Origin of the sequence: Burkholderia sp. BCC0506 (assembly GCF_902833145.1) — a bacterium.
GTDB lineage: Bacteria > Pseudomonadota > Gammaproteobacteria > Burkholderiales > Burkholderiaceae > Burkholderia.
Genome location: NZ_CADFEN010000001.1, coordinates 187,121 through 211,385 on the forward strand (window position 1 = coordinate 187,121; position 24,265 = coordinate 211,385).

Annotated in this window: 28 protein-coding genes; 13 read left to right on the plus strand and 15 right to left on the minus strand. The window is 68.0% G+C overall.

The window, feature by feature from the left end; genetic code table 11:
* The first annotated feature begins 102 nt into the window (after positions 1–102).
* Positions 103–582, plus strand: a complete 480-nt coding sequence (locus tag HWX62_RS00790) for a MerR family transcriptional regulator (RefSeq protein ID WP_175931410.1) — start codon at positions 103–105, stop codon at positions 580–582.
* Here the strand turns inward: HWX62_RS00790 and HWX62_RS00795 are convergent.
* A complete protein-coding gene (locus HWX62_RS00795; RefSeq protein WP_175931362.1) occupies positions 579–1,286 on the minus strand; it encodes a type 1 glutamine amidotransferase domain-containing protein in 708 nt (235 codons plus the stop codon). The genes HWX62_RS00790 and HWX62_RS00795 overlap by 4 nt on opposite strands.
* Positions 1,287–1,417: 131 nt before the next feature.
* Positions 1,418–2,071, minus strand: coding sequence for a TetR/AcrR family transcriptional regulator (locus HWX62_RS00800; RefSeq protein ID WP_175931363.1), 654 nt, complete (start codon positions 2,069–2,071; stop codon positions 1,418–1,420).
* Between the two features lie 99 nt (positions 2,072–2,170).
* On the opposite strand from HWX62_RS00800, the gene HWX62_RS00805 reads away from it, so the two are divergent.
* Positions 2,171–3,646, plus strand: coding sequence for a coniferyl aldehyde dehydrogenase (locus tag HWX62_RS00805; RefSeq protein ID WP_175931364.1), 1,476 nt, complete (start codon positions 2,171–2,173; stop codon positions 3,644–3,646).
* A 52-nt stretch (positions 3,647–3,698) separates the two neighbouring features.
* Here the strand turns inward: HWX62_RS00805 and HWX62_RS00810 are convergent, their stop codons facing one another.
* Positions 3,699–4,577 carry a LysR substrate-binding domain-containing protein gene (locus HWX62_RS00810; protein ID WP_175931365.1) on the minus strand — a complete coding sequence of 293 codons (879 nt, stop codon included), beginning with the start codon at positions 4,575–4,577 and terminating at the stop codon, positions 3,699–3,701.
* Between the two features lie 132 nt (positions 4,578–4,709).
* On the opposite strand from HWX62_RS00810, the gene HWX62_RS00815 reads away from it, so the two are divergent.
* Positions 4,710–5,342 (plus strand): NAD(P)H-dependent oxidoreductase, encoded by a 633-nt coding sequence (locus tag HWX62_RS00815; protein WP_175931366.1) that lies wholly within the window; start codon positions 4,710–4,712, stop codon positions 5,340–5,342.
* 34 nt (positions 5,343–5,376) lie between these two features.
* Here the strand turns inward: HWX62_RS00815 and HWX62_RS00820 are convergent, their stop codons facing one another.
* The gene (locus tag HWX62_RS00820) at positions 5,377–5,994 is read right to left on the minus strand and encodes a LysE family transporter (RefSeq protein WP_175931367.1); all 618 of its coding nucleotides are present in this window, start codon (positions 5,992–5,994) and stop codon (positions 5,377–5,379) included.
* 67 nt (positions 5,995–6,061) lie between these two features.
* On the opposite strand from HWX62_RS00820, the gene HWX62_RS00825 reads away from it, so the two are divergent.
* Positions 6,062–6,985, plus strand: coding sequence for a LysR family transcriptional regulator (locus HWX62_RS00825; protein WP_175931368.1), 924 nt, complete (start codon positions 6,062–6,064; stop codon positions 6,983–6,985).
* Between the two features lie 738 nt (positions 6,986–7,723).
* The gene (locus tag HWX62_RS00830; protein WP_175931411.1) at positions 7,724–8,056 is read left to right on the plus strand and encodes a cupin domain-containing protein; all 333 of its coding nucleotides are present in this window, start codon (positions 7,724–7,726) and stop codon (positions 8,054–8,056) included.
* Between the two features lie 169 nt (positions 8,057–8,225).
* Here the strand turns inward: HWX62_RS00830 and HWX62_RS00835 are convergent, their stop codons facing one another.
* On the minus strand, positions 8,226–8,525 hold the full coding sequence (locus tag HWX62_RS00835) for an H-NS histone family protein (RefSeq protein ID WP_175931370.1): 300 nt from the start codon (positions 8,523–8,525) through the stop codon (positions 8,226–8,228).
* 228 nt (positions 8,526–8,753) lie between these two features.
* On the opposite strand from HWX62_RS00835, the gene HWX62_RS00840 reads away from it, so the two are divergent.
* Entirely contained in the window at positions 8,754–9,242 is a 489-nt protein-coding gene (locus HWX62_RS00840) for a RidA family protein (RefSeq protein WP_175931371.1), read from the plus strand.
* 57 nt (positions 9,243–9,299) lie between these two features.
* Here HWX62_RS00840 and HWX62_RS00845 read toward each other — a convergent pair whose 3' ends face one another.
* The gene (locus tag HWX62_RS00845) at positions 9,300–9,545 is read right to left on the minus strand and encodes a hypothetical protein (RefSeq protein ID WP_175931372.1); all 246 of its coding nucleotides are present in this window, start codon (positions 9,543–9,545) and stop codon (positions 9,300–9,302) included.
* Between the two features lie 81 nt (positions 9,546–9,626).
* Here HWX62_RS00845 and HWX62_RS00850 point away from each other — a divergent pair, with 81 nt between their 5' ends.
* The 4 genes from HWX62_RS00850 to HWX62_RS00865 all read left to right on the plus strand — a co-directional run bounded on the left by HWX62_RS00850 (position 9,627) and on the right by HWX62_RS00865 (position 13,070).
* Positions 9,627–10,007, plus strand: a complete 381-nt coding sequence (locus HWX62_RS00850) for a hypothetical protein (RefSeq protein WP_175931373.1) — start codon at positions 9,627–9,629, stop codon at positions 10,005–10,007.
* Positions 10,008–10,110: 103 nt separating this feature from the next.
* Positions 10,111–11,163: an ankyrin repeat domain-containing protein gene (locus tag HWX62_RS00855; protein WP_175931374.1), complete on the plus strand. Its 1,053-nt coding sequence runs from the start codon at positions 10,111–10,113 to the stop codon at positions 11,161–11,163.
* A 356-nt stretch (positions 11,164–11,519) separates the two neighbouring features.
* Positions 11,520–11,771 (plus strand): hypothetical protein, encoded by a 252-nt coding sequence (locus HWX62_RS00860; RefSeq protein ID WP_175931375.1) that lies wholly within the window; start codon positions 11,520–11,522, stop codon positions 11,769–11,771.
* Positions 11,772–12,095: 324 nt separating this feature from the next.
* On the plus strand, positions 12,096–13,070 hold the full coding sequence (locus tag HWX62_RS00865; RefSeq protein ID WP_244135911.1) for a helix-turn-helix transcriptional regulator: 975 nt from the start codon (positions 12,096–12,098) through the stop codon (positions 13,068–13,070).
* Positions 13,071–13,102: 32 nt separating this feature from the next.
* On the opposite strand, the gene HWX62_RS32905 is transcribed toward HWX62_RS00865, so the two are convergent.
* Positions 13,103–13,297 (minus strand): hypothetical protein, encoded by a 195-nt coding sequence (locus tag HWX62_RS32905; RefSeq protein ID WP_175931377.1) that lies wholly within the window; start codon positions 13,295–13,297, stop codon positions 13,103–13,105.
* Between the two features lie 566 nt (positions 13,298–13,863).
* Between HWX62_RS32905 and HWX62_RS00870 the strand changes: the two genes are divergently transcribed.
* Genes HWX62_RS00870 through HWX62_RS00880 form a run of 3 tightly spaced genes read left to right on the plus strand, consistent with a single transcriptional unit; the run spans position 13,864 to position 16,782 of the window.
* Positions 13,864–14,850 carry a TRAP transporter substrate-binding protein gene (locus tag HWX62_RS00870; RefSeq protein WP_175931378.1) on the plus strand — a complete coding sequence of 329 codons (987 nt, stop codon included), beginning with the start codon at positions 13,864–13,866 and terminating at the stop codon, positions 14,848–14,850.
* The gene (locus HWX62_RS00875) at positions 14,847–15,425 is read left to right on the plus strand and encodes a TRAP transporter small permease (RefSeq protein WP_175931379.1); all 579 of its coding nucleotides are present in this window, start codon (positions 14,847–14,849) and stop codon (positions 15,423–15,425) included. Before HWX62_RS00870 ends, HWX62_RS00875 begins: the two co-directional genes overlap by 4 nt.
* 4 nt (positions 15,426–15,429) lie before the next feature.
* Positions 15,430–16,782: a TRAP transporter large permease gene (locus HWX62_RS00880; protein ID WP_006481162.1), complete on the plus strand. Its 1,353-nt coding sequence runs from the start codon at positions 15,430–15,432 to the stop codon at positions 16,780–16,782.
* Between the two features lie 96 nt (positions 16,783–16,878).
* On the opposite strand, the gene HWX62_RS00885 is transcribed toward HWX62_RS00880, so the two are convergent.
* The 8 genes from HWX62_RS00885 to HWX62_RS00920 are packed head-to-tail and all read right to left on the minus strand — an operon-like array spanning position 16,879 to position 24,264.
* Positions 16,879–17,121, minus strand: a complete 243-nt coding sequence (locus tag HWX62_RS00885) for a hypothetical protein (RefSeq protein WP_175931380.1) — start codon at positions 17,119–17,121, stop codon at positions 16,879–16,881.
* 32 nt (positions 17,122–17,153) lie between these two features.
* Positions 17,154–18,572 carry an FAD-binding oxidoreductase gene (locus tag HWX62_RS00890; RefSeq protein ID WP_175931381.1) on the minus strand — a complete coding sequence of 473 codons (1,419 nt, stop codon included), beginning with the start codon at positions 18,570–18,572 and terminating at the stop codon, positions 17,154–17,156.
* 2 nt (positions 18,573–18,574) lie between these two features.
* Complete coding sequence (locus HWX62_RS00895) at positions 18,575–19,117, minus strand: permease (protein WP_175931382.1); 543 nt, start codon at positions 19,115–19,117, stop codon at positions 18,575–18,577.
* A 37-nt stretch (positions 19,118–19,154) separates the two neighbouring features.
* Entirely contained in the window at positions 19,155–20,234 is a 1,080-nt protein-coding gene (locus HWX62_RS00900) for an ABC transporter permease (RefSeq protein WP_175931383.1), read from the minus strand.
* Positions 20,227–21,240: an ABC transporter ATP-binding protein gene (locus HWX62_RS00905; protein WP_175931384.1), complete on the minus strand. Its 1,014-nt coding sequence runs from the start codon at positions 21,238–21,240 to the stop codon at positions 20,227–20,229. Before HWX62_RS00905 ends, HWX62_RS00900 begins: the two co-directional genes overlap by 8 nt.
* 11 nt (positions 21,241–21,251) lie before the next feature.
* The gene (locus tag HWX62_RS00910; protein ID WP_175931385.1) at positions 21,252–22,325 is read right to left on the minus strand and encodes a TauD/TfdA family dioxygenase; all 1,074 of its coding nucleotides are present in this window, start codon (positions 22,323–22,325) and stop codon (positions 21,252–21,254) included.
* A gap of 3 nt (positions 22,326–22,328) precedes the next feature.
* Positions 22,329–22,991 (minus strand): class I SAM-dependent methyltransferase, encoded by a 663-nt coding sequence (locus HWX62_RS00915; RefSeq protein ID WP_175931386.1) that lies wholly within the window; start codon positions 22,989–22,991, stop codon positions 22,329–22,331.
* Between the two features lie 28 nt (positions 22,992–23,019).
* The gene (locus tag HWX62_RS00920; protein ID WP_175931387.1) at positions 23,020–24,264 is read right to left on the minus strand and encodes a citrate/2-methylcitrate synthase; all 1,245 of its coding nucleotides are present in this window, start codon (positions 24,262–24,264) and stop codon (positions 23,020–23,022) included.
* Position 24,265 lies beyond the last annotated feature (1 nt).

The following is a 24,265-nucleotide window of genomic DNA, read 5'->3' on the forward strand; positions in this document are numbered from 1 at the left end:
CAGGTCACGATAAAGATCGGATTGCGAATCAACCCGAGGAGACTGCCGGCTGTCGCGTTGGTATGAATGGCCGGATTCGTCCCGGCCGGGGAGTATCGGACCATGAAGATCGGAGAACTGGCGCAACGCACCGGGCTGGCGCCTTCGCGCATCCGCTTCTACGAACGCATCGGCTTGTTGACGCTGGTCGAACGCGAAGCGAACGGCTATCGCGCCTATCCGCAGGAAGCGGTGACGGTGCTCGATCTGATCGCGGCTGCCCAGAGAGCGGACTTCAGTCTGGACGAGATTCGCACGCTGGTTCCGTCCGACCTCGCGCAGTGGCAATGTGGGCCGTTGCTGGATGCACTGTGCCGCAAGGTGCAGGACATCGAGGCATTGGAGGCACGGCTCGCGCGCAGCAAGGCGCACGTCGTTGCGCTGATCGCGGGGATCGGCGAGAAATCCGGTACGGTCGATTGCGCGACCCACGCGAAAAGACTGCGGTCGCGCATGCCGTCAGCGCATGCGGCGCGCACGGGCGATGCTGCCGCCTCCGACCTCGGCGACCAACCGGCGCCGCGCCGGACGACCGCCCGTTAGGCGTGCGCCGGCGCGCCGCGTGACAGCAGCGCGACGACCTGTTCGGCCGTGGCCTTCGCCGATTGCGGATTCTGGCCGGTCACGATGCGGCCGTCGACGACGACGTAGGACGTGAACGGCAGCAGTGCCTTCTCGTAGCGCGCGCCACGCTGCCGCATCTGCTGTTCGACGTTGTACGGCACCTTCTTCGCGACGCCGGCCAGGATTTCCTCCATCCACGAGTAGCCGGTGATCCGGCGCCCGGCGACCAGCAGCGCACCGTCCGACAGCTTCGTATTCAGCAGCCCGCAGTAGCCGTGGCAGACCGACGACACGACGCCGCCGTGCTCGTAGATCTCGCGCGTGAGCCGCTGCAGTCCCGCATCGTCGGGGTAGTCCCACATCACCGCGTGGCCGCCGGTGAAGTAGATCGCGTCGAACTCGCCCGGATCGATCTCGTCCGGGCGCGCGGTGTGCGCGAGCAGCGCCTCGTTCGCCTTGTCGGCGCGCCATGCCTTCGACGCGGCGTCGGCGTGCGGCCATTTGAGCGAGCGCGGCTCCAGCGGCGACACGCCGCCTTTCGGGCTCACGAGCTGCTGCTCGTAACCCCTCGCCGCGAAGATGTGATGGGCATGGGTGAGTTCGGACAGCCACAGGCCGGTCGGTTGCGACGGATCGGCGTAGTGCGCGACATTGCTGACGACGTGAAGGATGCGCTTGCTCACGATGCGGTTTCCTTGTGACCGGCCACGGGCGGACGTCTTCGACGCGCCGCCGGATTGTCGGATGGCAGTGTTCATACCATGGCCTCGATACGCTGCCGACGCAAACCATAACCTTTAAGTGAAGTTCAAGGTCAAGTCTTTTTCCCTTTGGTCGCCCGTGCGCGCTTCTCAGGCAGCAAGAGTCCGTCCAGCAACGTCGTCAGCGCGTCTTCGATCGCGTGATCGCCGACCTTCTCGCGCACCAATCGCCCGTCGATCGCGAGCATCGTCAGGCCATGGAGGTGCGCCCAGCACGCGGTTGCCTGACCCAGCGCCGGGCGCGGGCGAATCGTGCCGGCACGCTGCCCGTGTTCGAGGATCTCGACGACCAGCAGGAACGGCGCCTGCACGCGCGGGTCGAGATGGATATCCGAAGGCTCTCCGGCATCCGCGGCAAACATCAGTCGATACAGATCCGGGTTGCGTTGCCCGAACGCGAGATGGGCATGGGCGAGCGCCAGCAGGACGTCCGGTGCGTCGGCCGCATGATCGACGGACGCGACGAGATCGTCGTGCAGGCGATCGAAACCGATCAGCGCGAGCTCGTGCAGCAGCGCGGCCTTGTCCGGGAAATGCCGGTACGGCGCGGAATGGCTGACGTTCGCTCGCCGCGCGATTTCGCGCAACGTGAACTGCCAGCCCTGCTGCTCCTGCAGCGTATCGAGTGCCGTTTCGATGATCGCGCGACGCAGATCCCCGTGGTGGTAAGTCTTTTGGCCGGCATCTGCCTCCCCATCCGACGACATCGTATTGCTCCTATGTTGACAGGGAACACATTGTGGCCCTATGATCCGTCTCAGGCAAGTTGACAGTGTCTACATAGGCGCAACCTCGTGAGGTGCATCATGGCCGTTCCCGCAGCATCCAGTTCCAGCATCGACCCGGCGGCGTTGCTCGCCCGCCAGCGCAGCGCGTTCGTCGCCGAGGGGCCGCCGGGCCTGCAGCAGCGCAAGGCCCGGCTCGCGCGGCTGCGGGCCGTGGTGCTGGATCACCGTCGCGACGTGGAGGAAGCGATCAGCGCCGATTTCGGACATCGCTCGCGCCATGAGACCGCGATCATGGAACTGGTCGGCGTGATCCAGGCGATCGATTACCTGACGCGCAACCTGCGTCGCTTCATGAAGCCGCAGCGCCGGCACGTCGGTCTCCTCTATCGCGCCGGGCGGGCGCATGTGGAATACCAGCCGCTGGGCGTGATCGGCGTGATGGCGCCGTGGAATTACCCGTTCTCGCTGACGTTCATTCCGCTGGCCACCGCGCTGGCCGCCGGCAACCGCGCGATGCTCAAGCCGTCGGAGCTGACGCCGCGCACCAGCGAGCTGATGCGGCGCATGCTCGCGGATACCTTCCCGAGCGAGGAAGTCGCGGTCGTCCTCGGCGGCCCCGACGTCGGCGCCGCGTTCAGCGGGCTGCCGTTCGATCATTTGCTGTTTACCGGCAGCACGCAAGTGGGCCGCAAGGTCATGAAGGCGGCGAGCGACAATCTCGTGCCGGTCACGCTCGAACTGGGCGGCAAGAGCCCCGTGATCGTCGCAAGAGGGCATGTCGACGGCCGAACGATGTCGAGCATCGTGTTCGGCAAGCTGTCGAACGGCGGACAGACGTGCGTGGCGCCCGACTATGCGCTGGTGCACGAAGACGATCTGGACACGTTCGTCGCGCAATACGACGCGGCCGTCGCGCGTTTCTATCCGGACGGGCCGACCAGCCCGGACTATACGTCGATCGTCAGCGACCGGCATTACGACCGCCTGAAAGGCCTCGTCGACGAAGCGCGCAGCCGCGGCGCGCGGGTGATCGAGGCCGGCGTGAATCCGCGCGGCGCGGCGACCCGCAAGCGGACGCTCGCGCCGACGCTGATCGTGGGAGCGGCCGACGACACGGCCGTCATGCAGGAAGAGATCTTCGGGCCGATCCTGCCGGTGCGCACGTATCGCACGATCGACGAGGTCGTCGATTACGTGAATGCGCGTCCGCGGCCGCTGGCGCTGTATTACTTCGGCGTGCGGGACGACGACTGCGAGACGTTGCTCAAGCGCACCACGTCGGGCAATGTCGGTATCAACAACACGGTCCTGCACGTCGCGCAGGAAGACTTGCCGTTCGGCGGCGTCGGCCCGAGCGGGATGGGCGCATATCACGGCATCGAGGGATTCCGCGCGATGAGCCACGCGAAGGGCGTGTTCGTGCAGGGGCGCTGGAACCTGCCGAGCCTGCTGCGTGCGCCGTTCGGCAAGCTCGCGGACATGTCGCTGGCGGCGCTGCTCGGGCGGAGCCGCGAGCCGGCCGGCGGGCGTGTCGAATGGAGCGCGAAGCGTTGAGCAAGGCGGAGCGCCGTGCGTGCGCCGCGGGTATCGTCGCGGGCGCGGCCCGCTATACGCGGGTGCGCTTGCCCGCGCCCGTGCGAGCCGCCGTTTCCTCCAGAATCGTCGTGGCGAATTCGACGGCCGCCGGCATCCGCGCGTCGTGCATCATCACGAACTCCATCTCGGGCAGTTCCGGCAAGCCTTCGGGCAAGCCCAATTCGCGAAGCGTGTCGTCGATCGCGCTGCGCGGCACCGGCGCGATCGCGATGCCGGCCCGCGCGAAGGTCCGGATGCCGGTGACGCTCGGGCTTTCGCACGCGATCCGGTAGTGCATCCCGGCCAGCGCGAGCGCCGTGATGGCTGCGCCGCGGTACGGGCATGGATCGGGGAAGCACGCGAGCGGCACGTCCCCTTCCGGAAGCGGCTCGTTGCGCGCGAACGCCCAGACGAGCGGCTCTTGCCACAACGTCGCGCCATGGCCCGCGTGCGAGCACCGGCTGCCGATCACGAGATCGAATTCGCCGTCGGCATGCCGTCGAAACAGGCTGTCGCCGATATCGACGACCAGATCCAGCCGCAGGCCGCGCCGCGCGGCGCCATGGCGGCGCATCAGGTCCGGCAGCCAGCCGCCCGCGAAATCCTCCGACACGCCGATCCGCAGCCTGACGTCGACGATATCGGCCGTTCCCAGCCTTGCGCGGGCTTCCTCGCTCAGATTGAGCATCGCACGCGCGTAGCCCAGCAGCGTTTCGCCATGCCCGGTGAGCGCCACGCTGCGGGTATTGCGCACGAGCAGCGTCTGGCCGACCTGTTCCTCGAGCCGAACGATCTGCGCGCTGACCGCGGACTGGCTGAGGTTCAGCCGGCGTCCGGCACCGGTGAAGCTGCGCACGTCGGCGACCGCAACGAACGTATGAAGCAGCGCCGTGTCGAGAGGAGCATTCATTCATCACCAATCCGGGTTGGTTTGATCAATTAATATCGTTTCCGGATTATAGGCCGACCCGATAGGCTGCGAGATGCCGTGGGCGAGCGCGCATCCCGCGCGCCGTCGTCACGCCTGGCAAGGATCGGCACCATGACACGCGTGCTCTATATCGAAGGCTCACCCAACAAGGCCTATTCGGCGTCCATCGAGGTGTGCAATGCATTTCTCGACACATACCGGCAGGTTCATCCCGATCACGAGATCCGCAAGCTCGATATCTGGGATCTGCCGTTGCCCGAATTCGATGCCGCCGCGCTGGCCGCGAAATATGCCGGCCTGAGCGGTACGACGTTGACGCCGGAACAGGCTGCTGCGTGGCGGCAGATCGAACGGCTCGCGGCGCCGTTCCACGAAGCGGACAAGTTCCTGTTCGGCGTGCCGCTGTGGAATTTCAGCATTCCGTACAAACTCAAGCACCTGATCGACGTGATCTCGCAGAAGGACGTGTTGTTCACGTTCGACGCAGCGGGGTTTACCGGGAAGCTGGCCGGAAAGAAGGCGGCGGTCGTCTACGCGCGCGGGCTCGCGTACCAGTCGCCGGGGTCGTTCACACCGGCCGCCGAGTTCGATCTGCAGCGCCCTTACATGGAAACGTGGCTCAAGTTCGTGGGCGTGACGGACATCACGGGGATCGTCGTCGAGCGCACGCTGTTCGGCCCGGACGGGACGGTCGACCGCAGCCGGGCAATCGACGAGGCACGGGCGATCGCGCGGACGTTCTGACGTTGCCGCGCGCTGCATCCGCGCGGGTTGGGTGTCAGCGCGCGCCGCGTGCGATGGCGAGCGCGACGCCGAAGCCCACCAGCAGGCATCCGAACGTGCGATCGATCCAGTGTCGCAGCGACAGCAGGCGATCGCGGACCGCCGTGGCCGAGAAACAGACCGCCACGACGGTGAACCAGCAGGCATGCGCGGCCGCGATGAATGCGCCGTAGCCGATCTGCACGATCGACGGCGTGTCGGGCCGGACGGCCTGCATGAACAGGCTGACGATGAATACGGTGGTTTTGGGGTTCAACACATTGGTCAGGAAGCCCGTGCGCAGCGCGGCGAGATCGGACAGCGGCGCGACGCGGGTGTCGGCTTGCACGCTGCCGGCTTTCGTCAGGAGCATCCTTGCGCCGAGGTAGATCAGGTAGATCGCGCCGACCAGCTTGACGGCATTGAAGAGCCACAGCGACTGACGAATCAGGAGCCCGACACCCAGCAGCGTGTAGGTCACGTGAACCGTTACGCCGAGCCCGATCCCGCATGCGGTGAGTACGCCGGAACGGCGCGACTGCATCAGGCTGTTGCGCGTGACCATCGCGAAGTCCGGCCCGGGACTGATCACGGCGAGCAGCGTGATGGTGACGACGACTATCAGTTCGGTCATGGTGTCGCTCCCGAGGGAGATATCTTGATGGCACAATCGTACCGATCGTGCTTCATCAGGAAAAACGATGATTTCTGACCGGAATGGTGAATCTGACTCACAATCGATTCGTGCGGACCTGCCGTCGCTGATGGCGCTGCGTTGTTTCGACGCGGCGGCGCGTCACGAGAATTTCAGTCGCGCGGCCGACGAGCTGTGCCTGACCCATGGCGCGGTCAGCCGCGCGGTGCGTCTGCTCGAGGACGATCTGGGCGTGGCGTTGTTCGAGCGGCGCAGTCGTCGCGTGTTCCTGACCGATGCGGGCCGCACACTCGCGCAGGCCGTTCATGATGGCCTCGGCCTGATGCGTCACGCCGTACACGCGTTACGCAGCGAGGCCGCCCGTGCGCGGCGTTCGGTCCTGTCGTGCGAGCCGACGCTCCTGATGCGCTGGCTGATCCCGCGCTGGCCGGATTTCCAGGCGCGGCATGCGGGCATCGATATTCATCTGGCCGCCGCGGGCGGGCCGTTCTCGTTCGACAGCGGTATCGACATGGCGATTCGTCGCAACGACTTCGCGTGGCCGGCGGCGTATCACGCCGAGCATCTGTTCGCCGAACGGGTGGGGCCGGTTTGCCGGCCGGACAAGGTCGGTGCGTGGTTTGCGTCGCGTCGCGGCGGTCGTGTGTTGAAGCCCGACGCCGCGCTACTGCATACGCGGACCCGGCCGGACGCATGGCGTACATGGGCGGTGGCGGCGAATCAGCCGGCCGCGAGCGGGCGCGGGCAGCGGTTCGACCACTTCTACTTCAGTCTGCAGGCGGCCGTCGCGGGGCTGGGAGTCGCGATCGGGCCGTGGCATCTGGTGCGCGACGATATCGAAAGCGGTGTGCTCGTTGCGCCGATGGGGTTCGTCGAAGATGGGTCGGACTACTACCTGCTGACGCCGGCGCCGGTGGCGGACGGGAGTGCGCAGGCGGCGTTGCTGGGGTGGTTGAGGGGGACGGTGTGACGCCTTGCAGTCCCGGGCCTGAATGAAATACGGTGCGTTTGGTCTTGAGGTCGATACCGCACCAGTCGAAATAGCAGCGAACCTGTTCCGTCCATGCATCGGCATTCGGCGCATCGATATCCGCGATCCAGACGATGTCGTCGCTCACGAGATAAACGCGGCTTCGAATCGAAATAAAGAATGAAATGTACTGGCCAGGGCTGATTCGTGCTTGTCTGCGGCCCGTCTGCTAACGACCGACGCGTGGATCGCGGCGCCGACGTAGGCGAACGACGTACGTTGGCGGCATCGGAAACTTGTCGCCGCGAATTGCCGTGCCCGGCGTACGGTATCGCGCGCACACGATCGCGTTCTTCCGCATTCGCGTGCTTTTGAATTGCGGCAAGTGCGTGGGGCGGCTTCAACGCCGCTTCCGGCACGGGGTAGCGACTTTCTCCGCATCCGGAATTGGCAGCGCCGTGGTTCCGCGCTACGCTCGTCTACGTTGAACGATGCAGATGTCGGGCTTTGACGGGCTTTATCGAAATGGCGCGTGATGGCGCGCGCCACTGAAAAATGTCGCGATGTGCTTTATCGGGCCAATGAATGAGCGCAGGTAAAGCTGCGCACATTCTTCATCTTTTTTATCAGACGTTTGACGACGTTCGTGAAACCAGCGCGATGCCAGGCTGCAACGGACATTTTCCGTCGCCTTTAAACCCGCAGCCTTTACCCGAAGATCAACGACGAGGCGAAGCCATGCCACTTCAAACCGGTAATTTATTCAGCGTCGAAGGGCGGCGCGGCGGCGACGAGCGAATCGACATGCTTGCCACGGGCCCGCGCGTGAACGTCGAGCGAATCGTGTCGATGGGCCATGCGAGCCCCGACGGGTTCTGGTATGACGACCCGCGGGCCGAATGGGTCGTGTTGCTGTCCGGTGCGGCCGTGCTCGAATTCGAAGAGGGCGCGACACGGCTCGATATGCGCGCAGGCGATTACGTGCTGATCGAGCCGCATTGCCGTCATCGTGTCGCGTGGACGCATGACGAAGTGCAAACCGTCTGGCTTGCCGTCTATTACGAACGCTGAAGAAAGGATTGGCGTGCGGCGCGATCGGCCGATTGACCGGTGCGCAACACGCCGATCGGGCAAAACCTCGTCAACCGGAGCGGCCATGGAATACCGCCGGTATCGATGCCCCAATCAATGCCTGAATCGCCGGACAGCGCATTGAATCGCGCGGCCCATGCCGGGGATCTTATTCCTGGATCAGGAATCGATTGCGATTCTTCGCATCCTTGATCCATGCGGGCGCGCGACCGCGGCCCGACCAGGTCGCCCCGGTCTTCGGATCGCGATACTTTGCCTGCACGGGGGCGCCCGCCTGTCTGGCCGGCCGACCGCGGCGACTACCGAAAATGTCTTTTTCGGTAATGCCGTATTCCGCGACTTTGGTGCGGATGTCGTCGACGATCGCCTGGAATTCGGCGATGCGCGCTGCTTCGGCTTTCTCGGCCAAAGCATCCATTTGGGCTTTCAGTTCCTTGTAAGTTGCCATATATCACTCTTCAGGTTGTGTCCATACATGATAGCGGTTTCAACCGGAAATGACGAAGAAAATTGCTCCGACTACGAATTTCATTGTCGATATGGCAATACACCACTGCTTCGAACACCTGAGAAGTGGCTCGATTGGATCGTTTGCCGCCGATCTTCTCATGCGGGACAAGCTTCGGAGACTCAATTATTCTTTATCTTTTTTTCATAAGGATCGGGGAATTCACTGATGAACAGGGATGACAAACTGAAACAGGTCGCAGCGGGATTCGGATTCGATCCGGACGAAACGATCAGGATCGGCGGAAAGTACACGCCCGTTCTGGTCGATGGAAGCACGGCCTACATTGCCGGCCAGATTCCGCGAATCGGGGAAATCGTGCATTTCGTCGGCATCGTGGGCGACACCGTTTCGCTGGACGACGGCCGCCGCGCGGCCGGCATCTCGGCGCTGCGTGCGCTGTCGCTGATTCGCAAGCAGTGCGGCACGCTCGATGCGATCGCGACGGTGCCGCGCATGACCGTGTACGTGCGAAGCGCGCCCGGCTTCACGATGCAAAGCGAAGTGGCCGACGGCGCGTCGGACGTGTTGTACGCGGTGCTCGGCGATGCCGGCGTTCATACGCGTTCGTCGGTCGGCGTACTGCAATTGCCGAAGGGCGCGGCGGTGGAAGCCGATTTCATTTTCGGGCTGAATCGCAGCGGCGCGGCCGGTTGATCGAACGCGCCGTTTGTATCGATCGACGCGCGGCGCCTGAGCGGGCGGCTTCGGGTGTCATCCCGCTCCATTCATTGAATGCGCGGGAGAACGAATCCGGATCCTGGGAATCGAGCGGAAAGCGATCTGGCCGTAGCCCAGCTCCGGGCGTTCGAGGTAATGCCACGCGCGCTTCGCGCGAATTTCCGCGAGCAGGGTCTTGAAGCTCGCGAGCGGGCCGGCCCGCGACGACGGCCGTTTCGGCAAAATGCGCCGCGGAATCGGGTCGTCGGCGCCATGCCGTTCGAGCGGCGTGGCGGCCATTGACGCATCGTGCCGTGTCCGATTACGCTCGTCGCGATCTCATTGCGGGGGCGATCGGTGAACGACGACGCGACAGAAAGGGTGATCGAACTTGCCCGGCACGTGATCGGCTACATGCAGGCCGCCTTCCCCGGCTGGCGCGAAGTTTACGTGTGTTTCAGCGCGCCGGGCGACGTGCAGTACGGCGTGCGTGCGTCCTACGCGACCGCGGCGGGCGTCGAGCTCGTTTCGACGATGCAGCATCGGGATTTCATCGACGGGATCATGCGCATCGGGCCGCAACTGCGCGATGCGCTCGCCAACGACGGCAGGAAATTCCGCGCCGCGCTGTTTCGTGCCAATGCGCGGTTTTCCTATCGAATGGATTACGACTGGAACGACGCCGCACGCTGGAACATCACGAAGCTCGGCGGCGCATCCGGCCGCCCGGACGGGCTGGACGCGCTGGAGCCGCTGGATTGACGGGGCAGCGGGTTGCATGCGCACCGGCAACGGATGCAAAGCCGCGTTATCACATTGACGAATGCCCGACGATACGGACGCGATCGAAGGCAGGAGAGCCGCCATGCCGAAAGCAAAAAAGAAGCTGCTGCCGAAGGACTTCGACGCGCTGCTCGACGAAGGCGACCTGGCGAAGCTTCAGGCAGTATTCGACACCTGCGACGTGAATGCGCGCGGCGGGCCGAGCAAGCGGACCGCGCTGTCGTTCGATCGGTGTCCCGACGATCTCGCGCGCTGGCTCGTCGCGCAGGGCGCGGATATCGGCGCAGCCGACGCGTACGGCAACACCGCATTGCACGTGCGTGCCCGCAGCCGGCGCAGCCGCATCGACGTGCTGCTCGAACTCGGCGCGGACGTTCACGACGACCGGGCATCGATCGGTACGCCGCTGCATGCGGCGGCCGACTCGCGTCATGCGCTGTCCGCGCGCGTGCTGCTCGAGCACGGCGCGCGCGTCGACGCGTTGAACCGGGACGGGCAGACGCCGCTCGAGCGCGCGTTGCACACCTGCGGCAATGCGGACCTCGAGCACATGGCGGCACTTGCCGACGTGCTGCTCGACGCCGGTGCGGCGAAGACGCCGCGGATGCAGGCCAGCGTCGCGGAAATCGGCGAGCGTTTCGAGTTCATGCGCGAGCGCTACAACGCGCAAACCGTCGACGCCGCGAGTGCCGCGCTGGACCGTCTCTACACGTTGTTCGGCGTGCCGCCGGCGCCGCACCGTCGGTTGCACGACGGCCGGTCGCCGATCGTCGTCGCGGCCGGCACGTGGCAGGCGCAGCATCAGGCGCTGTGGACGCAACTCGTGCCGGGAACGGGGCACGCGGCGACGGTGCAGGGCGAACTCGTCCGGATCTCGGGCCGCATCGCGCATGAACTCGAACACAACGGCGGCTGCAACTGGGACGCCGATTTCAGGAAGATGGCCGACGCGTTCGCGGCGATCGTGCGTACCGGTACGCCGTTGCCGGCGGCCGATCTGTCGGACATGGAGGCCGTCGTGCAGGACGTCAAGCGGCAATCCGGCGACCCGGCGCAGCTGTGCCGGCTCGCGGTTGCGTGGGTGCGCCTGAACCCCGATCCGGTCGAACTCGCGCCGCCGTCCTATCGCCGGTAGCGCGCGGCGGCGTCGCCGGGCCGCGCCGGCCGGCATCCCGATGCCGGCCGTTCGTCGCCCGTCATTTCCGCAAGCCCTCGCCCGACTCCTGTCGGCCCGCATCCCCACTTTTGGGGATGCCGGCGCCGGGCGCTGCGCCTACGATGATCGACAAGGCACCGTGGGCCGCCGATATCATCAGAACAATCGAACAGGCCTGTCGTCCCGCGCCGGTCGCCGTAAGCGGCCGCACGGTCGATTGACACAGTCGTCGCATACGCTGATGCCTATCGTATGCGCGGCGCCGTTGGCGCCGCGACCGACGGCGCGTTGATGACGAAAGGCCTGATGTCGTATTTCGGGGGATTTCAATCAATATGCTCGCACGAGACTATGTGGAACGAGAGCTCTCGCACATCCAGCGGATGGTGGCGCTGCTGGACAGCGAGACGAACGTCGACGATGTGTCGATGTGGAGCGCGGGGCGTGTCAGGCATCCGAGCTACTGGCGCGGGCGTATCGAGGAACTGCTGTCGACGCCCGACGTGCCGCGTCACGTCAGAAAGCTGAGCGAAGCGGTGCTCGCGAAGATCGACGAGATGGAAGTGCGGTTCGCGACGATGAAGTAAGTGCATCGTCGGACCGGGCGGCGAAACGCGTTTCGCCGCGTCGTCCGCGCTTGCGTCGCCATGTCGACAACGACCCTTACGTCTGACGAGAAACGGTAACAAACGTGGTATTTCGACCAAACCCGCATCGGCGATTTGAACAATCGGATCGATTGACTAAGATGCCCGAACGGCGTTCGACAAAAACGCACGGCGTGGGGTGGCCAGATGCAGACGAACGGGTTGGTTCCATCGGCATGGATCGATGACGTCTACGCTGCGGCACTGGGCGATCAACGATGGGAAGCGGTGCTGGACGGGCTGCGTTTGTCGGTCGGCGTCCGCATGGCCACCCTGCTGTCGTTCGACGATGCGGCGAGGCTGCCGGCGATCGAGCAGGCGGCCGGCGACGATCCGTCATGGGTCGCCGCCTGCCAGCGCCGCTACAACACCGAGTTCTACCTGTACGACCCGGTCGTGCCGGTTGCCGCCGACTGGCCGGCCGGGCGCTGGTTCGAGGACACCAGGCACCTGTCGGTGCGCGAGCGCACACATGGCGTGTTCTATCGGGAGTTCATGCAGCCGTTCGGGCTCGGCAGCATCTCGGGCCTGTACCTCCATCGCGGCGAGGGCGCCGGCGCTTTCCTCAGCGTACAGGGCGGCCCCGAATCGCAAGGCTTGTCCGACGAGCAGCGCCGCACCATCGAAATCATGGGCACCCACATCAGCCGCGCGCTGCGCATCCATGCGCGCATCGGCGAGCTCGAAGCGCGCGTGGCCGCCGCGGAATCGGCGCTCGATGCGGTGCCGGTGCCGGTATTCCTGCTCGGTGCGCTGCGCGAACTGCGTTATACGAACCGCGCGGCCGATCAACTGATCGCCGCCGAACCGGCGCTGCGGATCGTGAACGGCCGCTTCGCGCCGGAAGGCTGCATCGACGATGCGCAATGGCGGCACGCGTTCGCGCGCGGCGGGCTGTTGCTGCGGCGCAAGACGGGCGAGCCGCTGGCGCTCGCGCTGATTCCCGTTCCCGAACAGTCGCGCCTCGCGCGCGAGCGGCCGGGCGTCGCGGCCTTGATGACGGCCGCCGATCTGCGTTCGCCGTCGGCGCGCGCGCAGCGTTTGCGGGTGTTCTACGGGCTGTCGTCGGCCGAGGCCGAGCTTGCCGTGCTGCTGTGCTGCGACGGGCGCTCGCCGCAGGAATGCGCGGCGCTGCGCGGCGTGTCGATCGGCACGGTGCGCGCGCAGATCAAGTCGATCTACACGAAGACGGACGTGGCGCGCGCGGCCCAGCTCACGTCGCTGGTCATGCAGACCTGAGCGGCCGATGCGCCGGGCGACCGCCTTTTCGTCTATCCGCCGCCGATTCCCTGCAGTATCTTGCCGGTCCCGCCGCAAACGGTGCAGGGCCGACCCTCCACCCGGCCGGTGCCGCGGCAGACGCGGCACGTGTCCTCGCCGATGCCCGGCGCGTCCGCCGGGCCTTCGTCGCCGGCATTCGGCGGCGTATCCGGGGCGGGGGTCGCTGCTGGCTTCGTGGTCGACATCACGGGCTCCTTTTTGCGTTGCACGCGGTCGCGGTGCGCATCGCGCGTGCCTGCGAGGCCGCACGCGCGACGACGAAGGCTCGACCGCGCGGGACAATGCCGGCGCCCGCGTCGGCCCGACGGATTCGACCGATCGATGCCCGGGCACGTGGCGAACCGTCGCCGTAGTCGAGCACGCTGGCCGGATCGAGCGCAGGGGACATCGCGGCGACATGACGATTTTGTGATCAGTCATCCTATAACTTTTGTAACAGATGCAGGAAAAACGCGGCCGATTGTCCGGACGCCGCCGCACCGGTGTCCAATTTACATCCCGCCCCGTTTCCGGAAAACGTTTCGCAGAAGGTGGTAAAAACAGAGAATGCGATTCCTCATTCTGAGCAAAGCACCCTTGATGGCTGGGGTTATAGGGGTATGCACCAAGTGAGTTAAACGATTAACCGACGTACAGTCGCTCAACACGTCATACGACGTATGACTCTACAGCTCAAGCGAGCGTATCGGCGAAGCGGGCGCGTGCCGCCGGATCGCCGCACAACAACGATCGACCATCAAGGAGACTCACCATGAAGCACCGATTCACCGGCTCCCGCACCGCCCTGGCCGTCGCGCTGATGGCCGGCTTCGCGATGTCCGCGCAGGCGCGCGTGTTCCGTTCGGCGGACGTGCACGGCGACAACTTCCCGACCAACATGGCCGTGAAGTTCATGGGCGAGGCGCTGTCGAAGCAGACGGGCGGCAAGGATTCGATCAAGGTGTTCGGCAACAGCGCGCTCGGCTCCGAGAAGGACACGGTCGACCAGGTGCGGATCGGCGCGATCGACATGGCGCGCGTGAACGGCGCGTCGTTCAACGAGATCGTGCCGGAGTCGCTGATCCCGTCGTTCCCGTTCCTGTTCCGCGACATCGACCATTTCCGCAAGGCGATGTACGGCCCGGCCGGCCAGAAGATCCTCGATGCGTTCACCGCGAAGGGGATGATCGCGCTGACGTTCTACGAGAGCGGCGCGCGCTCGATCTACGCGAAGCGCCCGGTGCGTTCGCCGGCCGACATGAAGGGGCTGAAGGTGCGCGTGCAACCGTCGGACCTGATGGTCGACGAGATCAAGGCGATGGGCGGCACGCCGACGCCGATGCCGTTCGCCGAGGTGTACACGGGCCTGAAGACGGGCCTCGTCGACGCGGCGGAAAACAACCTGCCGTCGTACGAGGAAACCAAGCACTACGAAGTGGCGCCCGATTACTCGGAGACGCAGCACGCGATGACGCCGGAAGTGCTGGTGTTCTCGAAGAAGGTCTGGGACACGCTGTCGCCGCAGGAGCAGGCGGCGATCCGCAAGGCGGCGGCCGATTCGGTGCCGTACTACCAGAAGCTGTGGACCGCGCGCGAGGCGTCCGCGCAGCAGCTGGTGACGAAGGGCGGCGCGAAGATCCTGCCGGCCGCGCAGATCGACCGCGCGGCGTTCGTGAAGGCGATGCAGCCGCTGTGGACCAAGTATGAAAAGACGCCGCAGATGAAGCAGATCGTCGACGAGATCGAGGCCACCAAGTGACGCGTCGCACTTCCCTGAATGGCGCCGCGGCCGTGGGCTCGCCGGACGCGGCCGCCGCCGACGGCGCGACGCCGTGCCGGCCGCGCGCGGCCGCGCCGCTGTTGCGCTGCGTGAACGACGTGCTGTTCCGCGTGCTGGCGGGAATCGCGTCGGCGTGCCTCGCGGTGCTCACGGTGCTGGTGTTCTACGCGGTCGTGATGCGCTACGTGTTCGAGAACGCGCCGGATTTCGTCGAGCCGATCGCGCTGTTGCTCGTGATCGTGATCGCGATGTTCGGCGCGGCGATGAAGGTGCGCGACGGCGGCCATATCGGCCTCGATTCGCTGGTGCGCCGGCTGTCGCCGAAGGCGCGCACGGTGGTCGTCGCGATCCAGCACCTGAGCCTGATCGCGTTCGCGATCATGATCATGATCGGCTGCGGCAGCATGGCCGCCGAGACGATGGGCGACCGCATCCCGATCATCGGGCTGCCCGAAGGCGTGCGCTACCTGATCACGATGCCCGCGGCGGTTGCGATCATCCTCTTCTCGCTCGAGCACCTGCTCGCGCTTCGTCGTTCTTCGTCGGGACAATAACGCCATGGAACTCGCGATCCTGTCCGTCAGTTTTCTGATATTTCTCGTTCTCGGCGTGCCCGTGTCGTTCGCGCTCGGGATAGCGTGCGTGCTGACCTACATGGTCGAAGGCCTGCCGATCGCGACCGCGATGCAGGCGATGATCTCGGGGATGAACGCGTTCTCGTTCCTCGCGGTGCCGTTCTTCATCTTCTCCGGCGAACTGATGCTGCATGGCGGCATCGCGGACCGGATCCTGCGCTTCGCGCAGGCGACCGTCGGCCACTTCCGCGGCGGCCTCGGGATGGCGAACGTCGTCGCGTGCACGCTGTTCGGCGGCGTGTCGGGCTCGCCGACCGCCGATACGTCGGCGATGGGCGGCGTGGTGATTCCGCTGATGAAGCGCGAAGGCTACAGCGCCGCGTACGCGGTCAACGTGACCACGCATGCGTCGCTCGCGGGCGCGCTGATGCCGACGTCGACCAACATGATCATCTACGCGTTCGCCGCGCAGGGCATCACCGGGATGCTGCACGGCCAGCCGGTGAGCGGCGTGTCGATCGGCGACCTGCTGTTCTCGGGGCTCCTGCCGGTGTTGTGGGTGATGGGCTTCGTGCTCGCCGCCGCGTACTGGCAGGCCGTGCGTCACGGCTATCCGCGCCGTGAAGACGGCTCGTCCGCGCTGCCGCGGTTTCCCGGCTGGTATGCGGTGCTGCGCAGCTTCGTCGGCGCGGTGCCCGGGCTGATGGTGATCGCGATCATCCTCGTGTGCGTCGCGAAGGGCATCGCCACTGCGACGGAAGCGGCCGCGATCGCCGTCGTCTACTCGCTCGTGCTGACCGCGGTGGTCTACCGGACGCTGACGGCCGAGAAGCTGCGCCGTGCGCTGTCGCATGCGGCGCGCACGACGGGCGTCGTGCTGCTGCTGATCGCGGTGTCCAACATGCTGCGCTTCCAGATGTCGTACCTGGAGATTCCGGATGCGATCGAAGGGCTGCTGAAGCAGTCGACCGCGGCGCCGTGGCTGATGCTGCTGTACATCAACATCATCCAGGTGTTTCTCGGCACGTTCGTCGACATGGCCGCGCACATCCTGATCACGACGCCGCTGTTCCTGCCGATCGCGATGGCGTGCGGCGTCGGGCCGGTGCAGTTCGGGATCATGCTGCTGCTGAACTGCTCGCTCGGCCTCGTGCACCCGCCGATCGGCTCGGTGCAGTTCGTCGGCTGCGCGATCGGCAACGTGTCGATCGGCGAGACCACGAAGATGGCGTGGCCGTACTACCTCGCGATCTTCAGCGCGATCAACATCGTCACGTACATGCCGTTCTTCTCGACGTGGCTGCCGAGCCTGATCAGCGGGCACGCGGTGTTCTGACGGCGCGTGTGGCCCGTCGCGGCGCCGGACGACCGAGGGGGTCCGGCGCCGCGCCCGCCCATGCGGCGCGCTCGCCGGGCGCCGGGCGCCGGCCGCTCAATCCGGCCGTCCATCCGGTGCGACGTCGCGATCGACCGACCGTTCGTCGCGCCAGTCCGCCAGTTCGCGCCACAGCGCCGGGCGCGCATGGTCGCGCGGCGGCAACGGGATCACGCACGCGACGCCCCGCACGTTGACCACCACGCCCGAATCGGGCAGCGTGGCCGGGATGCCGGAGGACGAAAGATCGGCGTCGGGTTCGGAAGGGGTGCCCTGGCCGGGCGGGTGTCGAAACATCATGCGAAATCTCCGTGGCGCCGCGAACCGGCGCGTCAGTAGCGAACCCGCCCGATCAGGCCGAGCGGGTCGACGGCGTGCTGGATGGCGCGGGCGAGCTGCCGTTGCGTGGCCGGCACATGCTTGCGGTAGTACGCGATATTGACCGGCCCGACGCCATGCTCCGCGCTGAAGCAGCCGCCTGCCTGCGCGACGCGGTCGTACAGCGCGCCGCGCAATGCCACCTGCTGCAGCGGCCCGTAGCGGTGCGCGTCGGCATGCGGGATCGACACGACGAGATGGCAGCCGCCGTCGCCGAAATGCCCGAACGCATGGCAGCGCAGCGACGGGTGCGCGGCGGCGAGCCACTGCTCGGCGTCGGCGACGAACCCGGCCAGCGCGCCGCGCGGGAACGACACGTCGAACGACAGCGGCAGGCCGTCGTGCGCGACCGCGGCCGGCAGCGCGTCGCGAATCCGCCAGAACCGTTCCGCCGGCGCGCATGCCGCGTCGAGCGCCACGCGTTCGGTCGCGAGCGCGTCGAGCGTCGCGACGGTGCGCGCCTCGAGCAGCGCGTCGAGGCCCGGCATGCCGGTCGCGATCTCGACGAGCGCGTAGCACGCGGCGGCGCTCGCCTCGAACGGAATGCGCAGCGCCGGATATACCGCCGCGACGCAACCGACCGCCGCCGCCGACATGAATTCGAACGCCGACAGCATCTCGCCGAACGCGCGTTCGAACGCGAGCAGGCCGGCGAGCGCCGCGTCGTACGACGCGAACGCGACGAACGACGCGCACGATGAGCGTTCGAGCGGCGCGAGCGCGAACGACACGGCCGTCACGAGTCCGTTCGCGCCATTCGCGCCGATGAAGCACTGCGCGACGTCGAAGCCCGCGTTGCGCTTGCGCAGCGGCGCGAGCGCGTCGATCACGGTGCCGGCTTCGTCCGCCAGCACGACTTCGACGCCGAGCACGTGACGGCGCACGTCGCCGTACTTGATCAGGCGGCTGCCGCCGGCATTCGCGCCCACGAGGCCGCCGGCGGCCGGATCGCTGCCGAGATCGATCGGCATGCAGAGCCCGGCTTCGCCCGCCACGCGGTTGATGTCGGACAGCCGCACGCCGGCCTCGACCGTGATGCTGCGATTGGCCGGATCGAACGCGCGAACCGCGCGCATCCGCTCGAACGACACCACGCATTGCGTGCCGCCGCGATCGGGCACGGCGGCGCCGACGAGCCCGGTGCGCGCGCCCTGGGCGACGAGCGCGATCCGGTGCGCGACGGCCACGCGGGCGAGCGCGCGCACGTCGGCGGTCGACGCCGGCCGCGCGACGCCGAGCGGCACGCCGCCGTGGCGCGCGACGTCGGTCGCATACGGCTCGCAGGCCGCGCCTTCGAGCCAGCCGTCGCCGAGCGCCGCGGCGAGCGCGTGCCGTTGCGTGGCGGGTGCCGCGTGTGCAGGCAGCGCGTTCATCGTCAGCCGGCCCGCGCGAGCTGCCTGCGCAGCCGGCCGCGCACGACGACCAGCGCGATCAGCGGCACGACGCCGCCCCACAGCGGGCTGTGGCGCATCGCGATCGATACCGCGAGCGCGACGGCGGTGACGGCGAGCAGCACGAGCGACAGCGAACGCGCACGCGCGTGGTCGACGAACGTGCCGTCGACGAAGCCGCCGTCCGACCACGCCGTATGCACGATGCCGACCACCAGCACGCAGACGAGCATCGCGGCCGGCCCGAGTTCCTCGCCCCACAGACGGCTACCTGTCGGCGAGACGAGCGCGAGCACCGCGCCGATCACGAGGAACAGGTCGACGCCGATCGCGATGCTGTTGCGCTCGGCGCGGCGGATCAACCACGCGCCGTGCACGAGCGCGAGCACGCCGCCGATCAGGAACGCGTGGGTCCAGCGCAGGTCCGGCTGCCCGGGGCCGAGCCGGCCGTAGAACAGGAACACGATCGCCGGCAGGAAGTTGCTCGCGTGCAGCAGGTAGCCGGTTATGGGATGGGTCGATTTCATCGGTGTTTCTCCTTCGTCGAAACTGCGGGGCGACGCGTCACGCGTCGTGCCAGCGGAACAGCCGCGCGGCGGCGAACAGGAACAGCGCGGTGCACACGGTCATGCCGAGCAACTGCGGCGCGAGCTGCGCGTACGGTGCGCCGTCGACCAGCGCGCCGCGCAGCGCGACCGCGAACTGGTTGGTCGGCAGGAACGCGAGCGCGGCCTTCAGCCACGCGGGCGCGTCGTGCATCGGGATCGTCAGGTCGCTGAAGAACAGCAGCGGGTAGTAGGTGACGTTGCACGCGAGTTCGGCGGCCGCGAGCGAGCGCGTGCGGCTGGCGAGCAGCACGCCGATGCTCAGCACCATCGCGGCGCCGAGCAGCACGATCGGCAACGCGCGCAGCCCGTCCGGCGTCGCGATCGGCAGCGCGATGCCGAACGCGACGCGCGCGACCGTCAGCAGCACGAGCGCCGACAGCGCCATCATCGCCATGCGCGCGACGATCAGCGCGGCGAGGAATACGCCGCGCGACACCGGGAAGCACACGTACAGCTTGAACGTATTGCGCTCGCGCAGCGCGGCGATCGCGGTGGTCGTCGAGTTGAGGCCGATCGCCATGAACGCCATCACCAGGATGCCGGTCGCGAAGAACGCGCCGTAGTCGAACGGGCGGCGCGCCGGCGCGGCATTCTCGAAGCGCGCCTGCGCGGCCGGCAGCCCGAGCCGCTGCGCGGCGCAGCGCGCGAGCGCGATCTCGACGACGCGCGACGCGGCCTTGACCGCGAGCGAGCCGTTGAAGTCGTAGCGGATCGTCGCCGGCGTGCGCTCGTCGGCGCCGAGCACGACGGTCACGCGCTCGGCCGGCGCGCCGCGGCCGCCGAAGGTCGCCTTCACCGTGTCGCTGTGCGACAGGCTGGCGACGATCTCGGCCTTGCACGCCTGGTTGTACGGCGTCGCGCCGCCGGGCAAGTCGAATGCGATGTCGGCCGTGCCGAGCGAGCCCGAGCCGCCGAACGCGAACAGCATCACGCTCAGCAGGAACACCGGGAACACGAGCGTCCAGAACAGCGACGAGCGGCTGCGCAGATAGCCGAGCAGCTCGTTGCGCACGAGGATCAGGAATACCTTAGTCATGGGTCGGCCCCTCGGTGCACAGGCGCAGCAGGTCGCCCGGCGTGCTTGGCGCGAGCGCGAGATGCTGGATGCCGCGTTCGCCGACGATCCGGTGCACGTTCGGATGCAGCGTCGCATCGCCGAACGCCTCGACCACGTGCGCGGCCGACACGCGCACGCCGGTCACGCCCGGCAGCGCCGCGAGCCGCTTGCGCAGCGCGCGCGCATCGGCTTCGTCGCGGCAGTGCAGCACCGCGCGCGCATCGCCGACGAGCTCGGCGCGCAGCGTGTCCTGACTGCCCTGGTAGCGCACGCCGCCGTCGCGCACCCACACGAGATCGTCGACCACGCTCAGTTCTTCCTCGGAATGGCAGATCATCGCGACGCTCGTGCCGCTCGCGCGGTGCCGCAGCAGGTCGATCACGACGCCCGCATAGCGGCGATCGAGCCCCGTGAACGGCTCGTCGAGCACGGCCAGCTCGGGCCGGTGCGCGAGCGCGACGTAGAGGTCCACGCGCTGGCGCTGCCCCTTCGACAGCGCGCGGCACGGCTTGGCGAGCAGTTCGGCGATGCCGAGCGCGTCGGTGATCGCCGCATCGGTGTGCGCATACATCGCGCGGTGCAGCGCGACGATCTCGGATACGCGCAAGTGATCGGGATATTCGACCTTCTGCAATTGCGCGCCGATCCGCCGCAGCGAGCGCGAATCGCGCATGAAGCGTTCGGCCGGCACGTCGAGCACGCGCACGTCGCTGCCGCCGCGCCGGAAGCCGAGCAGCGTTTCCAGCAGCGTGGTCTTGCCCGAGCCGTTGGGGCCGACGATCGCGGTGATCGCGCCGCGCCGGAACCGCACGTGGCGCGCGCGGAAGCGGAAATCGCCGGCCGCGACGTCGATCGCGCGCGCGCCGAGCGCCGCGCCCGGCGCATGCGCATCCGGCTGCGACGGCGTGCCCGCGCGCCGCGGCCGGTCGAACGCGGCGGGCGGGCCGAACATCGCGCGCACCGAGGAGAGAAACGAAACGCTCATCGCCCGCGCCCTCAGTCGAACAGCATGACCTGCGTGTCGCGCGCGCCCCGGTACGGGTTGCGGCCGTGCGCGACCAGCATGTTGTCGACGACGAGCACGTCGCCGGCCTGCCACGGGAACGCGAATTCTTCGTCGTCGAGCGCGTCGTAGATCGCCACGAGGTCGTCGAACGGCATCGGCGAGCCGTCGCCGTAGCGGATCTCGTACGGGAACGCGGCGCGCGTGCCGTACATCCGCTGCAGGTAGCGGTAGCTGAGTTCGCCCATCGAGCGCGGGTTCGGGTGCTGCGCGCTCGCCTGGTTGAACCACACCGTCTCGCCGGTGCGCGGATGCGTGCGCAGCGCGCTGCCGACGTGCGACACGGTCACGCTGCCGTCGTCGAGCCAGCGGCAGCCGACGCCGCGCTGCGCGCACAGCCGCTCGACTTCGTCGCGCTCCGTCGTGCCGAACGCGTCGTCCCACGGCCGGTGGTACGCGGCGAACGGCAGGTTCGGGTTCGCGGCGAGGCCGTCGGCGCGGTCGCCCGGCGCCGCGAAATTGCGCAGGTACATCACGCCGCGCTCGGCGAACCGTGCGCGCAGCGCGGCCGGCACGCGCGCGGTCACGCGCCGCATGTCGCAGATCGGCGTCTCGCCGCCGGCGTCGGCCGGCAGCCGGCAGTAGAACGCGACGAGGCGCGGGAACGCGGGCATGTAGGCCATCTCCTGGTGCAGCCCGATCCTGAACGGCGGCGGCATGCGGGTCGACTCGTAGACCTGGCCGTCGATCTGCCGGCGCGGGGCGGCGCCGGCCGTATAACCGTTCGCGTGCGGCGGATACAGCGCGCCGAGGCGGCCGAACGCGGCGGTGTCGGGCACCGCGAAGCCGCGCCACAGCAGCGCGCCGCATGCGTCGAGCAGCGTGTCGATCGTGTCGAGCCGCGAGCGGTACCACGCGACGAACATGTCCGGCGACGTCGCGAGTTCGGCGCTGCGCGGCGTCACGCACAGCGGCAGCGTCGCGCCGGGCGCGACCGGCGCGCAGTGCACGTCGTCGGCGCCGAGCCGTACGGCGGCATGCGCGGCGAGGAAGGCGAGATCGGTCATCGCTCAGGCCAGCGCCGGTTTCTTCAGCAGGATTTCGAAGCCGAGCGCGCCGAGCCCCGCGCTCGGGCTGTAGATCGACGCAACCTCGGCCAGACCGGCTTCGGCCACCAGCGCATGCGCTTCGTCGAGCGTGATCTTTTCCTCGACGTGGGTCGGCGGATAGTCGGCGGCGGCGCGCATCTCGGTGAAGCGGTCGAGCAGGTGCTGCGGCGCGTCGCGGCGCATGTCGTGCACGAGCGCGATGCCGCCCGGCTCCAGCACGCGGTACATCTCGGTCAGGCTGAGCGCCTTGTCGGGCAGATGGTGCAGCGTCGCGCGGCCGACCGCCATCGTCAGCGTGCCGTCGTCGAACGGCAGCGCGAGCGCGTCGCCGACGCGCATCTCGATCGTGTCGTCGAGCCCGAGTTCGCGGATGCGCGGGCGGCCTTCGTCGAGCATCGCCGGATCGAGGTCGATGCCGACGTAGCGCCAGCCGCGCATCGCCGGATCGGTCGCGAGCCGCACCGGCACGACGCCGGTGGCCGTGCCGATGTCGGCGATCGTGCCGGGCGTCATCCCGCGCGCCAGCTGGCGGATGCGGCTGATGAACAGCAGGTCCCACGGTTCGAGCGTTTCGGTGGCGAAGCGATCGTAGTCGTTCGCCGGGCGCAGGTTCTTGAGCAGCATGACGTTCCTTGTGCGAAAGGGTGAAGGTTCACAGCCAGCCGACCGGCACGGCGGCCAGCAGCCGTCGCGCGGTCGCGCTGTTGACGCCGAACGCCGGGCGGCGGCGCCGTTCCACTGCATGCGCGGCCATCGCCGCGATGCGTGCGCCGAGCCCGACGCCGACGCCCCACGACGACGCGGCGACGCCGAGTTCGAGCAGCGTCGCGGCGGTCAGGAAATCGATGTTCGGCCGCAGCGCGCGGCGCGCGTCGGCCTGCGCGCAGCACGCGTCGAACAGCGTCACGTAGCCGCCGTCGAAGCCGCATGCCGCGAACCGGCCGCGCAAGTGCGGCGGCCGTGGATCGGCGACGAACAGCGGGTGGCCGAAGCCGTACAGCGTGCGTTTGGCGTCGAGCGCCGCATCGATCGCCGCGCGCCCGGCCGCGTCGAGCGCGGCGGCCGGCGCGCCGGCGCCGCCCGGCACCGACCGCGCGAGCGCCGTGAGCCACTGCATCGCTTCGAGCGCCGCGCCGACGTGCGACGGCCCGCTCGCGAGGAAGCCGGACGCGATCGCCTGCGTGAGCGTGACGCCGGTGCCGATCGCGACGCGCGGCGCGAGCACGGTCGGCGTGATGTAGCCGAAGCCGGCGTGCCACGCGACGAGCAGCATGTCCATCGCCGCTTGCGCCGGCGCGTCGGCGCGCGTCGCGCCGGTCAGCACGAGCATGCGTTGCGCGTGCGTCCGCGCTGCGTCGAGCGCGGGGCCGCCGCGGGCGTGCGGGCCGGCGGCGAACGGCCGGCCCTCGATCGCCGCGTGCAGCAGGAACGGCGCGGCGGCCGCGCACAGCAGCATCGTGTCGAGATCGGCATCGTCCGGCGCCGGGCCGCGCACGCGGTCGGTCACGTCGTCGAGGCCGCGCAGCAGGCCGGACGCAGCCGCGAATACCGGCGCGACGCCCGCCGCGCCGAGGTCGGCGGCGACCGACTGGGCGACCGAGCCCGGCGCCAGCGCGTCGGCGAACGCGGCGAGCCGCGCGCCGATCGTCGCCTCGTGCGCATGATGGTCGGCGTGGCCCGGCGCGACGTCGAACCACAGATGCGCGAGCGCGCCTTCGAACGTCGTCGCGCCGATCAGCGCGTTCAGGTCGAGGTCGCGCACGCGCAGCGCTTCGGGGTCGAGCGTCGCACCGTCGATGTCGGTGCCGCGATGGCGCGTAGTCGGCCGGCCGAGCAGGTTGCGCGGCGCGTCGTTGGCCGCGGTGGCGGCGGTGCGGGAGTCGAGTGTCGTGTCCATG

Excerpts from the sequence above, each read along its gene's own strand:
- HWX62_RS00910 (WP_175931385.1), bottom strand. The coding sequence starts at position 22,325 with ATGACCGATCTCGCCTTCCTCGCCGCGCATGCCGCCGTACGGCTCGGC.
- HWX62_RS00790 (WP_175931410.1), top strand. The coding sequence starts at position 103 with ATGAAGATCGGAGAACTGGCGCAACGCACCGGGCTGGCGCCTTCGCGC.
- HWX62_RS32905 (WP_175931377.1), bottom strand. The coding sequence starts at position 13,297 with ATGTCGACCACGAAGCCAGCAGCGACCCCCGCCCCGGATACGCCGCCG.
- HWX62_RS00820 (WP_175931367.1), bottom strand. The coding sequence starts at position 5,994 with ATGACCGAACTGATAGTCGTCGTCACCATCACGCTGCTCGCCGTGATC.
- HWX62_RS00895 (WP_175931382.1), bottom strand. The coding sequence starts at position 19,117 with ATGAAATCGACCCATCCCATAACCGGCTACCTGCTGCACGCGAGCAAC.
- HWX62_RS00900 (WP_175931383.1), bottom strand. The coding sequence starts at position 20,234 with ATGACTAAGGTATTCCTGATCCTCGTGCGCAACGAGCTGCTCGGCTAT.
- HWX62_RS00855 (WP_175931374.1), top strand. The coding sequence starts at position 10,111 with ATGCCGAAAGCAAAAAAGAAGCTGCTGCCGAAGGACTTCGACGCGCTG.
- HWX62_RS00915 (WP_175931386.1), bottom strand. The coding sequence starts at position 22,991 with ATGCTGCTCAAGAACCTGCGCCCGGCGAACGACTACGATCGCTTCGCC.
- HWX62_RS00815 (WP_175931366.1), top strand. The coding sequence starts at position 4,710 with ATGACACGCGTGCTCTATATCGAAGGCTCACCCAACAAGGCCTATTCG.
- HWX62_RS00845 (WP_175931372.1), bottom strand. The coding sequence starts at position 9,545 with ATGGCCGCCACGCCGCTCGAACGGCATGGCGCCGACGACCCGATTCCG.
- HWX62_RS00890 (WP_175931381.1), bottom strand. The coding sequence starts at position 18,572 with ATGAACGCGCTGCCTGCACACGCGGCACCCGCCACGCAACGGCACGCG.
- HWX62_RS00865 (WP_244135911.1), top strand. The coding sequence starts at position 12,096 with ATGGCCACCCTGCTGTCGTTCGACGATGCGGCGAGGCTGCCGGCGATC.
- HWX62_RS00800 (WP_175931363.1), bottom strand. The coding sequence starts at position 2,071 with ATGTCGTCGGATGGGGAGGCAGATGCCGGCCAAAAGACTTACCACCAC.
- HWX62_RS00805 (WP_175931364.1), top strand. The coding sequence starts at position 2,171 with ATGGCCGTTCCCGCAGCATCCAGTTCCAGCATCGACCCGGCGGCGTTG.
- HWX62_RS00885 (WP_175931380.1), bottom strand. The coding sequence starts at position 17,121 with ATGATGTTTCGACACCCGCCCGGCCAGGGCACCCCTTCCGAACCCGAC.
- HWX62_RS00870 (WP_175931378.1), top strand. The coding sequence starts at position 13,864 with ATGAAGCACCGATTCACCGGCTCCCGCACCGCCCTGGCCGTCGCGCTG.
- HWX62_RS00810 (WP_175931365.1), bottom strand. The coding sequence starts at position 4,577 with ATGAATGCTCCTCTCGACACGGCGCTGCTTCATACGTTCGTTGCGGTC.
- HWX62_RS00825 (WP_175931368.1), top strand. The coding sequence starts at position 6,062 with ATGATTTCTGACCGGAATGGTGAATCTGACTCACAATCGATTCGTGCG.
- HWX62_RS00840 (WP_175931371.1), top strand. The coding sequence starts at position 8,754 with ATGAACAGGGATGACAAACTGAAACAGGTCGCAGCGGGATTCGGATTC.
- HWX62_RS00880 (WP_006481162.1), top strand. The coding sequence starts at position 15,430 with ATGGAACTCGCGATCCTGTCCGTCAGTTTTCTGATATTTCTCGTTCTC.
- HWX62_RS00920 (WP_175931387.1), bottom strand. The coding sequence starts at position 24,264 with ATGGACACGACACTCGACTCCCGCACCGCCGCCACCGCGGCCAACGAC.
- HWX62_RS00835 (WP_175931370.1), bottom strand. The coding sequence starts at position 8,525 with ATGGCAACTTACAAGGAACTGAAAGCCCAAATGGATGCTTTGGCCGAG.
- HWX62_RS00905 (WP_175931384.1), bottom strand. The coding sequence starts at position 21,240 with ATGAGCGTTTCGTTTCTCTCCTCGGTGCGCGCGATGTTCGGCCCGCCC.
- HWX62_RS00860 (WP_175931375.1), top strand. The coding sequence starts at position 11,520 with ATGCTCGCACGAGACTATGTGGAACGAGAGCTCTCGCACATCCAGCGG.
- HWX62_RS00830 (WP_175931411.1), top strand. The coding sequence starts at position 7,724 with ATGCCACTTCAAACCGGTAATTTATTCAGCGTCGAAGGGCGGCGCGGC.